At 61.5% G+C, this 12,319-nt stretch carries 12 protein-coding genes; all 12 read left to right on the forward strand.

What is annotated here, in order from left to right; all coding sequences use genetic code 11:
• The first annotated feature begins 13 nt into the window (after window positions 1-13).
• The gene (locus ACKFRT_RS10440; protein ID WP_408926103.1) at window positions 14-1,228 is read left to right on the forward strand and encodes an MFS transporter; all 1,215 of its coding nucleotides are present in this window, start codon (window positions 14-16) and stop codon (window positions 1,226-1,228) included.
• Between the two features lie 69 nt (window positions 1,229-1,297).
• Window positions 1,298-2,314, forward strand: coding sequence for an exodeoxyribonuclease III (locus ACKFRT_RS10445; RefSeq protein WP_408925228.1), 1,017 nt, complete (start codon window positions 1,298-1,300; stop codon window positions 2,312-2,314).
• A complete protein-coding gene (locus tag ACKFRT_RS10450) occupies window positions 2,308-3,165 on the forward strand; it encodes a trimeric intracellular cation channel family protein (RefSeq protein WP_408925229.1) in 858 nt (285 codons plus the stop codon). Before ACKFRT_RS10445 ends, ACKFRT_RS10450 begins: the two co-directional genes overlap by 7 nt.
• Window positions 3,166-3,176: 11 nt before the next feature.
• Complete coding sequence (gene trpS, locus ACKFRT_RS10455; RefSeq protein WP_408925230.1) at window positions 3,177-4,208, forward strand: tryptophan--tRNA ligase; 1,032 nt, start codon at window positions 3,177-3,179, stop codon at window positions 4,206-4,208.
• A 102-nt stretch (window positions 4,209-4,310) separates the two neighbouring features.
• Entirely contained in the window at window positions 4,311-5,393 is a 1,083-nt protein-coding gene (locus tag ACKFRT_RS10460) for a YhjD/YihY/BrkB family envelope integrity protein (protein ID WP_408925231.1), read from the forward strand.
• A 56-nt stretch (window positions 5,394-5,449) separates the two neighbouring features.
• Window positions 5,450-6,790, forward strand: coding sequence for an adenosine deaminase (locus ACKFRT_RS10465; RefSeq protein WP_408925232.1), 1,341 nt, complete (start codon window positions 5,450-5,452; stop codon window positions 6,788-6,790).
• Window positions 6,791-6,910: 120 nt separating this feature from the next.
• Window positions 6,911-7,888, forward strand: a complete 978-nt coding sequence (locus ACKFRT_RS10470; protein WP_408926104.1) for a substrate-binding domain-containing protein — start codon at window positions 6,911-6,913, stop codon at window positions 7,886-7,888.
• The gene (locus ACKFRT_RS10475) at window positions 7,885-8,880 is read left to right on the forward strand and encodes an ABC transporter permease (protein ID WP_408925233.1); all 996 of its coding nucleotides are present in this window, start codon (window positions 7,885-7,887) and stop codon (window positions 8,878-8,880) included. Before ACKFRT_RS10470 ends, ACKFRT_RS10475 begins: the two co-directional genes overlap by 4 nt.
• Entirely contained in the window at window positions 8,881-9,666 is a 786-nt protein-coding gene (locus tag ACKFRT_RS10480) for an ATP-binding cassette domain-containing protein (RefSeq protein ID WP_408925234.1), read from the forward strand.
• 49 nt (window positions 9,667-9,715) lie between these two features.
• Complete coding sequence (locus ACKFRT_RS10485; protein WP_408925235.1) at window positions 9,716-10,552, forward strand: hypothetical protein; 837 nt, start codon at window positions 9,716-9,718, stop codon at window positions 10,550-10,552.
• 15 nt (window positions 10,553-10,567) lie between these two features.
• The gene (locus ACKFRT_RS10490; protein ID WP_408925236.1) at window positions 10,568-11,248 is read left to right on the forward strand and encodes a hypothetical protein; all 681 of its coding nucleotides are present in this window, start codon (window positions 10,568-10,570) and stop codon (window positions 11,246-11,248) included.
• 104 nt (window positions 11,249-11,352) lie between these two features.
• Window positions 11,353-12,288, forward strand: a complete 936-nt coding sequence (locus tag ACKFRT_RS10495; protein WP_408925237.1) for a hypothetical protein — start codon at window positions 11,353-11,355, stop codon at window positions 12,286-12,288.
• Window positions 12,289-12,319: the final 31 nt, after the last annotated feature.

Consider the following 12,319-nt stretch of genomic DNA (forward strand, 5'->3'; position numbering starts at 1 on the left):
GAGCTCCAGCAAGCTGCCCGCGCGTCGCCCAGTCCCGCGCCAAACGGAGATCTCTACGCGCCATCGCTACATCGCCATGGTTGCGATGGCCTTGGGCGGCTTTGGTATCGGCACCACGGAGTTCGTGGCGATGGGCCTGCTGAACCTCATTGCGGACGATTTCGCCATCTCCGAAGATCAAGCAGGACACGTGATCTCCGCCTATGCGCTAGGGGTGGTCGTCGGCGCCCCGCTGATTACAACGCTCACCGGCTCCATCCCGCGCCGCCGCCTGGCGCTGTTGCTAATGGGAGCCTTCGTTATCGGTAACGGCCTGAGTGTCTTCGCACATTCCTATTGGATGCTGATGGTCTCCCGCTTCATCGCGGGCTTCCCGCACGGCGCGTACTTCTCCGTCACGGCGCTGATCGCCGCGTCGATGGCACCGAACGGCAAGCGCGGAAAGGCGGTCGCGCTGACGGGCATGGGGCTTTCCATCGCTACCGTCATCGGTGTGCCGGTGGCGCAGTGGCTGGGCTCGGCGTTTGGGTGGAACGCGGCCTTTGCGATGGTCGCGGTGATCGGCGTGATCACCTTCATCGCCCTGTGGTTCACGGTGCCGCACATGACGTTGATGCCACGCACCAAGCCCATCACGGAGCTCGGCGCCCTGGTGAATTCGCAGGTATTGATGACCCTAGCCATCGGCACGGTCGGCTTTGGCGGCATGTTCGCCGTTTACACCTATATTTCCTGGACCTTGACAGAGAACGCGGGCTTCAACGGTAACCTCATCTGGATCCCGCTGATGGTGTACGGCATCGGCATGGTTGTTGGCACCTACATCGGTGGTGTACTGGCCGATCGGAATCTGGAGTACGCCATCCTCGGCACCCTCCTGTCCCTGATCATCGTTCTTTCTGCTTTTTACTTTCTGTCCCATAACGCGGTGGCTGGCATCGTTAACTTCGGCGTGATCGGTTTGCTGGGTTCGATGCTGGTGCCGAACCTGCAGACTCGCCTGATGGATGTCGCGGGTGAGGCACAGACCCTCGCCGCAGCTTTGAACCACTCTGCGCTGAACATGGCCAATGCGGCGGGCGCAGCAGTCGGTGGTGCCGTTATCGCCGCTGGTTATGGCTATTCCACCCCGGCGTTGGCCGGCGCGGTGATGGCTGCGTGTGGCGCGTTGTTGTGGGTTCCTGCCTACTTTTTACGACGCCGTCAGCTCGCAGCCGCCCGCGCGTGAAGCCGAACGCTCGAAGGTCGCGTGAAGTCGAACGCTCGAAGGTAAGGAGCGCTTAGTAGGGTAGGGCGCATGAAGTCTTTGACCATTGCGACGGTGAACGTCAACGGAATTCGCGCGGCGGCGAAGGTTCGCCACGAGGGGAATCGGGGGATCCTGCCGTGGCTGGAGGCCACGTCGGCGGATGTGGTGCTGATGCAGGAGGTTCGCGCGGACGAGAAGCAGACCCGCGCCGCGCTGGAGCCCGCGCTAGATGAGTGGCATCTGGCCCAGGCTCCCGCTGCGGCCAAAGGACGAGCCGGCGTGGCGATTCTGTCGCGTTTACCGCTGCGGGACGTGCAGATCGGCTTTGCTGGCAGCCCCGGGAGCGAAGAGTTTGCAGATTCCGGCCGTTACATCGAGGCCACCGTGGATGCCGGGGATCTGCCGGTGCGCGTGGCCTCCTTGTATTTGCCTAGCGGAGCGGCGGGGACGGAGAAGCAGGACGAGAAGTACCGCTTCCTGGATTCCTTCGGCGAGTACCTGCAGGCTCGCTCGGTGCAGGTGGAAAAGGGGCAGTTGGATGCGCCCGAGCTGGTTGTCGGCGGCGACTGGAACATCTGCCACCGCCGCGAAGACCTGAAGAACTGGAAGACTAACCGCAAGAAGTCGGGCTTTTTGCCAGATGAGCGGGCTTTCTTGGACTCCCTGTTGGGCACCTTCCCGGATACCGCCACCCAGGTGGCGGATGCCGAGGATTCTGGGCGTAACGGCAACCCCGCGGGCGTGGCTGGGGACTTTTACGGTGCGGTGGACTACGCGCCGGGTGAGGTCGCCGCAGCCCGCTTGGCGGCCGGCGCCGCAGCGAAGCCGAGCTATTTTGATGTGATGCGCCGGGTGCTGCCAGCCCAGGCCGGGCCGTATTCCTGGTGGACGTACCGCGGCCAGGCTTTCGATACCGACGCGGGCTGGCGCATCGATCTGCAGGTGGCCACCCGTGGCATGCTGGATCGCGCCCTCACCGCAAACAATGTGTGGGTGGACAAGGCCGCAGCCTACGATCAGCGCTGGTCCGACCACTCCCCGGTACTGGTGGAGTACACATGCTGACCGTCCTGTATGTCCTGGGGCTCACCGCCGAGTCGATGACGGCCGCGTTGGCCGCAGGGCGGCAGCGGGTGGACATATTTGGCGTCATGCTTATTGCCGCAGTGACGTCCTTCGGCGGCGGCACGGTGCGTGACTTGCTGTTCGGCCACTACCCACTGCGCTGGGTCAACGAGCCGATCTTTTTGGCCATCGTGCTGGGGGCAGCGCTGGTGACGGTGCTGGCGAGCTTCCTGATGGATTACTTCCGCACGATCTTCTTGATCCTCGACGCAGTCGGCCTATCCACCTTCGCTTTACTGGGTGCACAGGTGGCTCTTGATATGGGGTATAGCCCGCTAATCGTCGTGGTCTCTTCTGTGGTCACGGGAGTGTTTGGAGGCGTGCTGCGCGACATCCTGTGCGACCGCGTTCCGCTGGTGTTCAACGAGGAGCTCTACGCCTCCATCGCCATCCTCGTAGCAGTGATGTATATGAGCATGCTGCACTTCAACTTGGATGAGACGATCGGCAGTCAGCTCGTCATCGTCATCTGTCTGATCTTCGCCTTTGGGCTGCGCTTGCTGGCGATCTTCTACCGCATCTCCCTGCCCGTGTTCGAGTACCAAGAGCGCGAGTATGCGCGCGACCCCGCTGGGCGGCTGACCATGTGGGCCCTCAACAAGGCTGGTGTGCGCCGCCGCGAGATGCGCAGGCGCAGCGTTGGGGCGCCACGCACACCGAAGGACAAGACCAAGCGGAAGAGGCGCAGGAGGCAAAACCGGTTCGAGCTGGTCGATCGCGGAGAGTTCGAATACGAGGACGAGCAGGCGCCACAAAACCCGCACGAAGAACCCCACAACCGCGACGAGTAAGGTTACCTACTATGAACCAACCTGCGAAGAAACAGCGCGTGGTCTCTGGCCTGCAGCCCACCAGCGATTCCTACCACCTGGGCAATTACCTGGGAGCGGTCAAGCAGTTTATTCAGCTGCAGGAGGATTACGAGACCTTCTACTTTATCCCCGACCAGCACGCCATCACAGTGCCCGGTTACAACCCCAAGGATCTGCGCAAGCGCACCCTTGCGGGTGTGGCACAGCTGCTGGCGCTGGGTATCGACCCAGAGCGCTCCACGCTGTACGTGCAGTCCCACGTGCCGGAGCACGCACAGCTGGCGTGGGTGCTGATGTGCATCACCGGCGACGGCGAGGCACGTCGCATGACGCAGTTCAAGGACAAGTCCGCCAAGCAGGGCGGGGACAACACGACCTCCGGCTTGTATGCCTACCCGATGTTGATGGCGGCAGACATTCTGCTGTATCGCCCGCACCTGGTGCCGGTGGGCGAGGACCAACGCCAGCACCTAGAGCTGACCCGCAACTTGGCGGAGCGTTTTAACTCCCGCTACAAGAAGACCTTTGTGGTGCCGGAGGGTTTCATTCCCGAGGGTGCAGCGAAGATCTACGATCTGCAGAACCCGACGGCCAAGATGTCGAAGTCTACGGATAACCCCAAGGGTCTGATTAACCTATTGGACGACCCGAAGGTCTCCGCCAAACGCATCCGTTCTGCGGTGACCGACAACGACGGTGAGATTCGCTACGACAAGGAAAATAAGCCGGGCGTATCGAACCTGCTGGTTATCCAGTCTGCACTGGGGGATAAGACCATCGACGAGCTAGTGGCGGGCTACCAGCAGGCCGGAGCCGGCTACGGCGACCTTAAGAAGGACACGGCCGAGGTGCTGGAGGCATTCTGCGCGCCGCTGCGCCAGCGCTACGACGAGTACATGGCGGACCCTGCCGAGTTGCACCGCATCCTTGCCGGTGGTGCCGAGCGCGCCCGCGAGATCGCCGCGAAGACCATCGAGCAGGTGTACGAGCGCGTGGGCTTTCTGGCAGGAGCAAACCAGTAAAGCACGGCAGTAGCGCGAACCAGTAAAGCACGGCAGCCCCCGCCGTGCTTTACTAATGTGAGAATCTTCGAGACGAGACGACCGGAAGGAAGGGCCGTCCCCTTGGCGACCACCGATCCCGATAAGAACAAGCTGGATAACTACGGCGTGGAGCGATCCCGCAAGGATGATCCGGGCCCGCTGGATAAGTACCGCGACAAGTGGCCGTGGCTGGACCACGTGCTGCGGATGCAGGATCGGTACACCGAGCAGGGCGGTAACCAGTTCGCCGCTGGCATCACTTACTTTTCCGTGATGACGATCTTCCCGCTGATGATGCTGACCTTGGCCGTGCTGGCCATGATCCTGGCAGGCAACGAGAAGTTGCTGAACGATGTCATGGACAAGGTCGCCAACATGGGCGACGGCAGCATGGGTGACGTGCTGCAGACCATCATCCAGCAGTCCATCGAGCAGCGAAAGTCCGTGTTCTCCATCGGTCTGCTGCTGGCGCTGTGGACCGGGCTGGGCTGGATCGCCCACCTGCGTCTGGGTGTTTCTGAGATGTGGAAGGTGGATGGCAAGCCGGCCAGTTTCCTGTCTGGCAAGATCAAGGACCTGATCGGCCTGATTGGCCTACTGGTTTCGCTGATCGCGGCCTTCGCCATCACCACTATTGGTAACTCCGGTCTGACCACCCAACTACTGGAGGCGGTCGGCCTGGATCACGTTCCGGGCATCCGCTACATCACCTTCGCAGTGGCCCTGCTAGTGGCGCTGATCGCCAACTTCTGCGTGTTCTTCTGGATGATCCTCTACTTGCCGCGCACCAAGGTGCCGCGCAAGTCCGCTGTGAAGGCAGCCATCATTGGCGCAATTCTGTTCGAAATCTTCAAGCAATTCGCCACCATGTTCTTCTCCAACGCACTGTCTAACCCCGCCGGTGCGGCTTTCGGTCCGATCATTGGTGTGATGGTGCTGATGTACTTCATCTGGCGCATCTTGCTTTACTGCTCCGCGTGGGCTGCCACTACTCCGGAGTCTCTGGCCAACCTGCGCCCGGACGCGCCGCCGGCTGCGGTCATTCGCGTGCGCCAAGAGGTGCGTTCGGGTAGTTCGGACGCCAACCGTGCCGGAATGCTCGGCGTGGGCGCTGCTGCGGGCGTGGTCGTCGGTGGATTGGTCTCCAAGATTTTCAAGCGCTAGCCCCGCATGCCACTGGCTGCGAGCGTGGGACGCGGATGCAGCTAGGATCTTTAGACATGATTGACTCTGACATCATCGCGTCCCTTCCCAAAGTAGAGCTCCACGACCACCTGGACGGCGGCGTGCGCCCCGCCACCCTGGTCGAGCTCGCCGAGAAGATCGGTTACGAGTTGCCCACCACCGACCCAGTAGAGCTGGAGAAGTGGTTCTACGAGGCTGCTAATTCTGGCGACCTGCCGACTTACCTCACCACCTTCGACCACACCACCGCCGTCATGCAGACCGCCGAAGGCCTAGTGCGGATCACTCGCGAAGCCGTCGAGGACCTGGCTGCTGATAGCGTCTGTTACGCCGAGCTGCGCTATGCTCCCGAGCAGCACCAGGCCGACGGTCTTACCCTGCAGCAGGTTGTCGAGGCCACCGTGCAAGGGGTAAAGGAGGGCGAGCGGGCGGTCGCCGAGCGGGATGGTCGCATCCACGTGCGCCTGATCCTGTGCGCCATGCGCCACGCGGACCGTTCGGAGGAGATCGCGCAGCTTACCGTAGATAACTACGGCGAGCACACCCCGGGCGAAGGCTACGTGGTGGGCTTCGACATCGCCGGCGCCGAGGATGGCTTCCCGCCGTCGAAGCATGCCGCGGCGTTTGACCTGCTGCGTAAGAACCTCGTTCCTTTCACTATCCACGCAGGTGAGGCCGCCGGTGTGGACTCTCTTCATGACGCCCTAGCGCAGGGCGCCCGACGCATCGGCCACGGCGTGCGCGTGTACGAGGACTTTAATGCCACCATGAGCGGCATTGAGCTGGGTCCGGTCGCCCGCTTCATGCGCGACCAGCGCATCGCCCTGGAGATCTGCCCGACCTCCAACACACAGACGGGCATCTGTGACGACGTGGCGGACCATCCATTTGGCCTTTTGTACGAGATGGGCTTTTTCTGCACTGTAAACACGGATAATCGCCTGGTCTCTGGCACCACGATGTCCCGCGAGTTCGAGCTGCTGGCCGAGCACTGCGATCTGGAGCTGTGGCAGTTGCTAGAGCTGACCAGCAACGCCTTGCAGGTGGCGTACTGCGACGAGGGACTGCGCGAGGATCTCGAGCGCAACGTGATCTACCCGGCCTACGCCGAGGTTGGCAACAACTTGCCGGACGAGGCGCTGGACTCTAGCGACGAAGAGGGCACCGAGTTTTCCAACGGCATGCAGCGCCTGCACGGCCACGGACAGCCACACGCTGCGGGTGTCGCAGCGGGCGCCGGCCAGCAGGATATTGAGCTTTCCATGGAGAACCTCAAGGCAGAGCTGGAGGAGCTGGGCCTTAGCCTGGATGATGAAGATGGTGGCGCCGGGGCCGAAGATGGCGACGGCGAAGCGGGCGACCAAACCTCCAGCTAGACCCATCTGAATGCTTTCAGTTGGCCCGCCAATGGTTGGGCTTTAACTCCGTGAACTGGCAAAATGCCTTGCATGGCGATTTCTGAGAGCATTCTGCACAACCCGCGCAGCCTCCGCCGGATGGTGGCGCTGCTGGTTGTGATCTGCACGGGCGCGGCCCTCGCTGCGTGCTCGTCTACCGGCGGGCGCCCCCGGGGTGGCGCTTCCGGCGATGGCGGCGGGGGAGTGGATACCCCACGCTACACAGTGGCGATGGTGAGTCACGGCGCGCCGGGCGATACCTTCTGGGATCTCGTCCGCGCGGGCGCGGAAGATGCCGCCAAGAAAAACAACCTAGAGCTGCGCTACAGCTCCTCTCCACAGGCGCCGGACCAGGCGAACCTGGTGCAGAACTCCATCGACTCCCACGTCGACGGCCTGGCCCTGACCATGCCAACCCCGGAGGCTCTGGGGCCGGTGGCCAAGCGCGCAGTCAAGGCAGGCATCCCGGTTGTTGGCTTGAACTCCGGCATGGAGCACTACAAGAAATACGACCTCAGCGCGTTCTTTGGCCAGGACGAATCGGTTGCGGGCGAACGCGCAGGCCAGCGTCTTAAAAAGGACGGTGCGAAAAAGGTTCTCTGCGTGATCCACGAGCAGGGTAACCCCAGCCAGGAGGCACGCTGCGCGGGCATCAAGAAGGGCCTGGGCGGCGGTTCGGTGGAAAATCTCTATGTCAACGGCATGGACCTCACCAGCGTGCAGTCCACCGTGCAGGCGAAGCTGGCGCAGCAGAAGGACATCGACTGGGTCATGGGTCTGGTCGCCCCCGTTGCGCTGACCGCCGTGCAGGCCAAAGAGCAGGCCGGTTCTGATGCGAAGATCTCCACCTTCGACACCAACGCGGAGCTCGTCGCCGCTATCAAGAAGGGCACCATCGAATGGGCCGTGGACCAGCAGCCCTACCTGCAGGGCTACATGGCCATCGACGCGCTCTGGTTGGCTAAACGCAACGGCTCCACCGTGGGTGGCGGCCAGCCGGTGCTCACTGGACCGTCGTTCGTGGATAAAACTAACGTAGACACCATCGCCGACGCAGCCAAGGAAGGTCTGCGATGAAAGCGATGAAACTGCTCAAGCGGCCCGAGTTCACTTCCGTGCTCGGCGCGGTCCTGATCTTCACGCTGTTCATGATCGTCGCGCCGTCGTTCCGCTCCTTCGATGCGTTCTCCACGGTGCTGTACGCCAGCTCCACGATGGGCATCATTTCCCTGGCGGTCGGCCTGCTGATGATCGGCGATGAGTTCGACCTGTCCTCCGGCGTGGCCGTCACCACCGCTGCCCTGGCCGCCACGATGCTGAACTACAACTTCTGGCTGAACTCCTGGGTGGGCGTATTCCTCTCCCTGCTGATCGCCCTGGCCATCGGCGCCTTCAATGGCTTCATGGTGATGCGCACGGGTATCCCGTCGTTCCTCATTACCTTGGCCGCGTTCCTAATGCTGCAGGGCATCAACCTGGCCGTGACGAAGCTAGTCACCGGCCAGGTCGCCACCCCGTCGATCGCCGACATGGAGGGCTTCGATTCTGCCAAGGCCGTCTTCGCCTCCTCGATCAATATCTTCGGTGTGGAGGTTAAAACCATCGTGTTCTGGTGGCTCCTCTTCGTGGCCCTGGCCAGCGTGCTGCTGTTCAAGACGCGCTTCGGCAACTGGATCTTCGCTGTCGGCGGCGATGCCGAGGCTGCCCGCGCCACCGGTGTTCCCGTTCGCCGTGTGAAGGTGATCCTCTTCATGTTCGTCGGCTTCGCCGCCTGGTTCGTGGGTATGCACAACCTGTTCGCCTTCGATTCCATCCAGGCCGGCCAAGGTGTGGGAAACGAGTTCCTCTACATCATCGCCGCGGTTATTGGTGGCTGCGCCCTGACGGGTGGGCGTGGCACGGCCATCGGTACGGCCATCGGCGCACTGATCTTCGGTATGACGAACCAAGGCATTGTTTACGCAGGTTGGAACCCGGATTGGTTTAAGTTCTTCCTCGGCGCGATGCTGCTGTTTGCGGTGCTCACCAACAACTCTGTCGCCAAGTTCACCTCTGGAGGGCGTAGCTAAATGTCTTCTCTTATCGACGCCACCCCGATCATCAGCCTCCGCAATGTCTGCAAGGACTATGGCGATGTCCATGTGCTGAAGGACATCGACCTGGATATTTATCCCGGCAAGGTGACCTGCATCCTGGGTGACAACGGTGCGGGCAAGTCCACCCTGATTAAGATTCTCGCCGGTCGCCACCAGCACACCAGTGGCGAGGTATTGGTCGACGGTGAGGAGGTCAGTTTCAACGGCCCGAAGGACGCCCTGGATAAGGGCATCGCCACCGTTTACCAGGATCTGGCAGTTGTCGGACAGATGTCCGTGTGGCGTAACTTCTTCTTAGGCCAGGAACTCACCGGGCGTTTCGGTATGCTGCGCGCCGACGAGATGCGTCGCATCGCTGCCGAGGAGTTAGAGAAGATGGGGGTGCACTTGGATGATGTCGAGGTGCCCATCGCGAACCTCTCCGGTGGTCAGAGGCAGGTCGTGGCCATTGCGCGGGCAGTGTACTTCGGCGCGCGAGTGATCATTCTGGACGAGCCAACCGCAGCGTTGGGCGTCAAGCAATCCGGCATGGTGCTGCGCTTCGTCAAGGCCGCCGCCGAGCGCGGGGTAGGCGTGGTGCTGATTACACACAACCCCCACCATGCGTATCTGGTGGGCAGCCACTTCGTGCTGCTGAACATGGGCGAGCAGACCCTGGACGCGGATTACTCCGAGGTCACTCTGGAGCAGCTGACGTTGGAAATGGCCAGCGGGGGCGAGTTGGATTCCCTCAACCACGAGCTGCGGGATTTAAGTTAAGCTAAATGCCTGTATAACGACGTTCTAAGGATGGGAGCTGACCTAAGCCGTGGCGCATTACAACCTGTACGAGTCGCTTGGGATTGACCGGAGCACAAGTACTCAGGACATCGCGGAGGACATCGATAAGCGTTTGAGCACGGGTAATGCTTCCAACCCGGGTGGGGAGGACGAGCTGCAGGTGGCCCGCAAGGTGATTGCGGATCCGACGAAGCGCGGCATGTACGATGCCCGCCTGGATGATCCGAACGCCCCCGAGATCGACATTGCCGCGCTGCGTGATCTGGCTGAGCTTCAGGTGCCGGCGCAGGGGCAGCAGTCGCAGGCACAGCCCATTTCCCAGCAGCTCCAGCAGCCCGGACAGCCGCAACAACCGCAGCAACCTAAGCAGCCGTCCAAACTGAAGCGCGAGTTCGCCCGCTCTTCGAAGCTGGCGCTCACCTTAGCTGCTGTTGTCCCCCTCCTCGCAGTGCTGGTGCTGTTTGGGGCCTACAAGGGTGTGAGCTGGTTCTTCGGAGACGAGCGAGAGGTGAAGAATCTCTCCCAGGAATTCCTGGATCTGCGTAAGAAGGGCGAGACTCAGATGTGGCTGGACGATAACCTTGGCAAGGATGCCATGCCCTATGCCCAGGATTACTTCGATCTGGACGACGGCGGATACGAGGGCATGAATGAGGAGTTCGACGCACTCGCTCCCGAGCCGGGAGAAATCACCAAGAGCAACGATTTCGCTCGGTTTGTCCTGCCCGAGGATCAGATCGACCGCTACAAGGACTTCTACTTGGTCTCCGTGAATGACAACAACGGCAAGTTGAAGGGCATGCTGTTCTTCGGCATCGGTAACAACGGTCCGAAGCTACTCAACGCGGAAAAGTTGGACCACTAACGGTTAAAAGACCCCATGAGCAACAACTGGAATAACTGGAACTCCAACTATCCTGCGCAGCAACCCCCGCAGCCGCAGCCAAATAAGACCTCTCCGTGGGTATATTCCATCGTCGCAATCTCCGTGGTGGCGCTGCTGGTCGCCGGCGTGCTGACGGCCACGGCAATTATGGGCAAGGACGGTGGTGACGGTGAGGAATCGCCGGTAGCGGCGGAGACGGTGGCGTCCAAAAAGAGCAGCGAGAGCCCCGCCTCGACCACCACACGTAAAAAGACCAAGACCAGCGAAGCGGAGCCGACCTCGGAAACCCCGGAGGAAGAGCCAACCCCGGAGGAACCGCGGAGCCACGACGCTGCTGACTCGGAATACAGGCTGAGCAGCTATGGCTGGGAGGGCAGCCCCGCGCACTGCAATGCTGATGACCAGTGGCTGTACGCAGCCTATGGCGACGGCGATTACGTCGTGGTGTGCAAGGTCGGGGAGTACGGCGACTACTACTACCGAAGCTATGTCGGTGGCCACTCGATCGAGAAGGACGTGGACATGTCCTACGCAGACCCGAGCCGCGGCAGCTACAGCGTGCCGGTCGGGGGTGGAACGCGCATCGAGATCAACCAAAAAGACCTAAAGGTCTACGAACACGGCGAGGTAGCCAGCACCGTGAAGTTCGACCAATTCTTCGTAGCTGATCGATAATGCCATTCCGGTCGCTGAATCAATAACAAGCTGTAATAATTAGGCGGATCCTACACAGGAATTATTCGCAGAAGAATTCGCTGAATAGATGGAGAGCAATCGTTATGAGTAACCCGAACCCTTACGGCCAGCCGGGACAGAACCCCGGTGGTCAGAATCCGTATTCGCAACAGCCGAACCAGCCACAACCGCAGAATCAGTTCGGCCAGCCGGGACAGCCGAACCAGTTTGCTCAGGCAGCGCCGCAGGGGCAGCCGGGACAGCGCGGGCAGGCAATGAAGCAGGGGCTGCAGTCCCTTGCGTGGAACCAGCTGGCTGCAGGCGTGGCTGGCATCGCAGCGCTGCTGGTGCTGCTCTTCAGCTTCTTCAAGTGGGTCGGTTTTACAACCACTCTCGGTGAGGATAAGTACACCGCTGGCGTGAATGGCTGGGGCGTGCTTTCGGTGAGCGACAATGCCGATAAGCAGGATTTCTCCGGCGATTTCGGTAACACCGGCCTGGGCGTGCTCTTCATGCTCTTGACCTTGGGTCTGCTGATCGCCGCGGCCGTGATGCTGTGGCTGAAGATCCAGCCGCGCGTGGCCGTCTACCTCGGCATCGCCGGTGGTGCGGTGCATCTGATCTGGGCCATCTGGTCCATCGTTGATTTCAATGGCCCCTACAAAGAGGCAAAGGACGAGCTGGAGGCAGCCAAGTCTTCCAACAGTGGTTACGGGTTCGCTTCTGACATCACCTTGGACGGCGGTCCGAAGTTCGCGGTCTTCCTGGCAATCATCATCGCCTTGGCGATCATCGCGCTCGGCGTGCTGGCGATCGTGAAGTTCGGCCCGCAACTGAACGTTCCGGGTAATGGAAACAACGCCCCGGGGCAGTTCGGTCAGCCGAACCAGCCGCGCCAGCCTCAGCAGTTCGGCCAGCCGAACCAGCAGCCGCAATTCGGTCAGCCGCAGAACCCGCAAAACCAGTTCGGGCAGCCAGGACCGCAGAATCAGCCTGGCCAGCCGGGCAACCAGAACCCGTTTAACCAGCCGGGGCAGTAAGAACCTTTCTACATCGCAAGAGAGCTCGTCA

The organism is Corynebacterium jamesii (assembly GCF_046097395.1).
Taxonomy (GTDB): domain Bacteria; phylum Actinomycetota; class Actinomycetes; order Mycobacteriales; family Mycobacteriaceae; genus Corynebacterium.

What these genes read in the sequence shown, in the direction of transcription:
- trpS (WP_408925230.1), top strand. Translation starts at nt 3,177, where the DNA reads ATGAACCAACCTGCGAAGAAACAGCGCGTGGTCTCTGGCCTGCAGCCC.
- ACKFRT_RS10470 (WP_408926104.1), top strand. Translation starts at nt 6,911, where the DNA reads ATGGTGGCGCTGCTGGTTGTGATCTGCACGGGCGCGGCCCTCGCTGCG.
- ACKFRT_RS10480 (WP_408925234.1), top strand. Translation starts at nt 8,881, where the DNA reads ATGTCTTCTCTTATCGACGCCACCCCGATCATCAGCCTCCGCAATGTC.
- ACKFRT_RS10490 (WP_408925236.1), top strand. Translation starts at nt 10,568, where the DNA reads ATGAGCAACAACTGGAATAACTGGAACTCCAACTATCCTGCGCAGCAA.
- ACKFRT_RS10450 (WP_408925229.1), top strand. Translation starts at nt 2,308, where the DNA reads ATGCTGACCGTCCTGTATGTCCTGGGGCTCACCGCCGAGTCGATGACG.
- ACKFRT_RS10465 (WP_408925232.1), top strand. Translation starts at nt 5,450, where the DNA reads ATGATTGACTCTGACATCATCGCGTCCCTTCCCAAAGTAGAGCTCCAC.
- ACKFRT_RS10445 (WP_408925228.1), top strand. Translation starts at nt 1,298, where the DNA reads ATGAAGTCTTTGACCATTGCGACGGTGAACGTCAACGGAATTCGCGCG.
- ACKFRT_RS10495 (WP_408925237.1), top strand. Translation starts at nt 11,353, where the DNA reads ATGAGTAACCCGAACCCTTACGGCCAGCCGGGACAGAACCCCGGTGGT.
- ACKFRT_RS10475 (WP_408925233.1), top strand. Translation starts at nt 7,885, where the DNA reads ATGAAAGCGATGAAACTGCTCAAGCGGCCCGAGTTCACTTCCGTGCTC.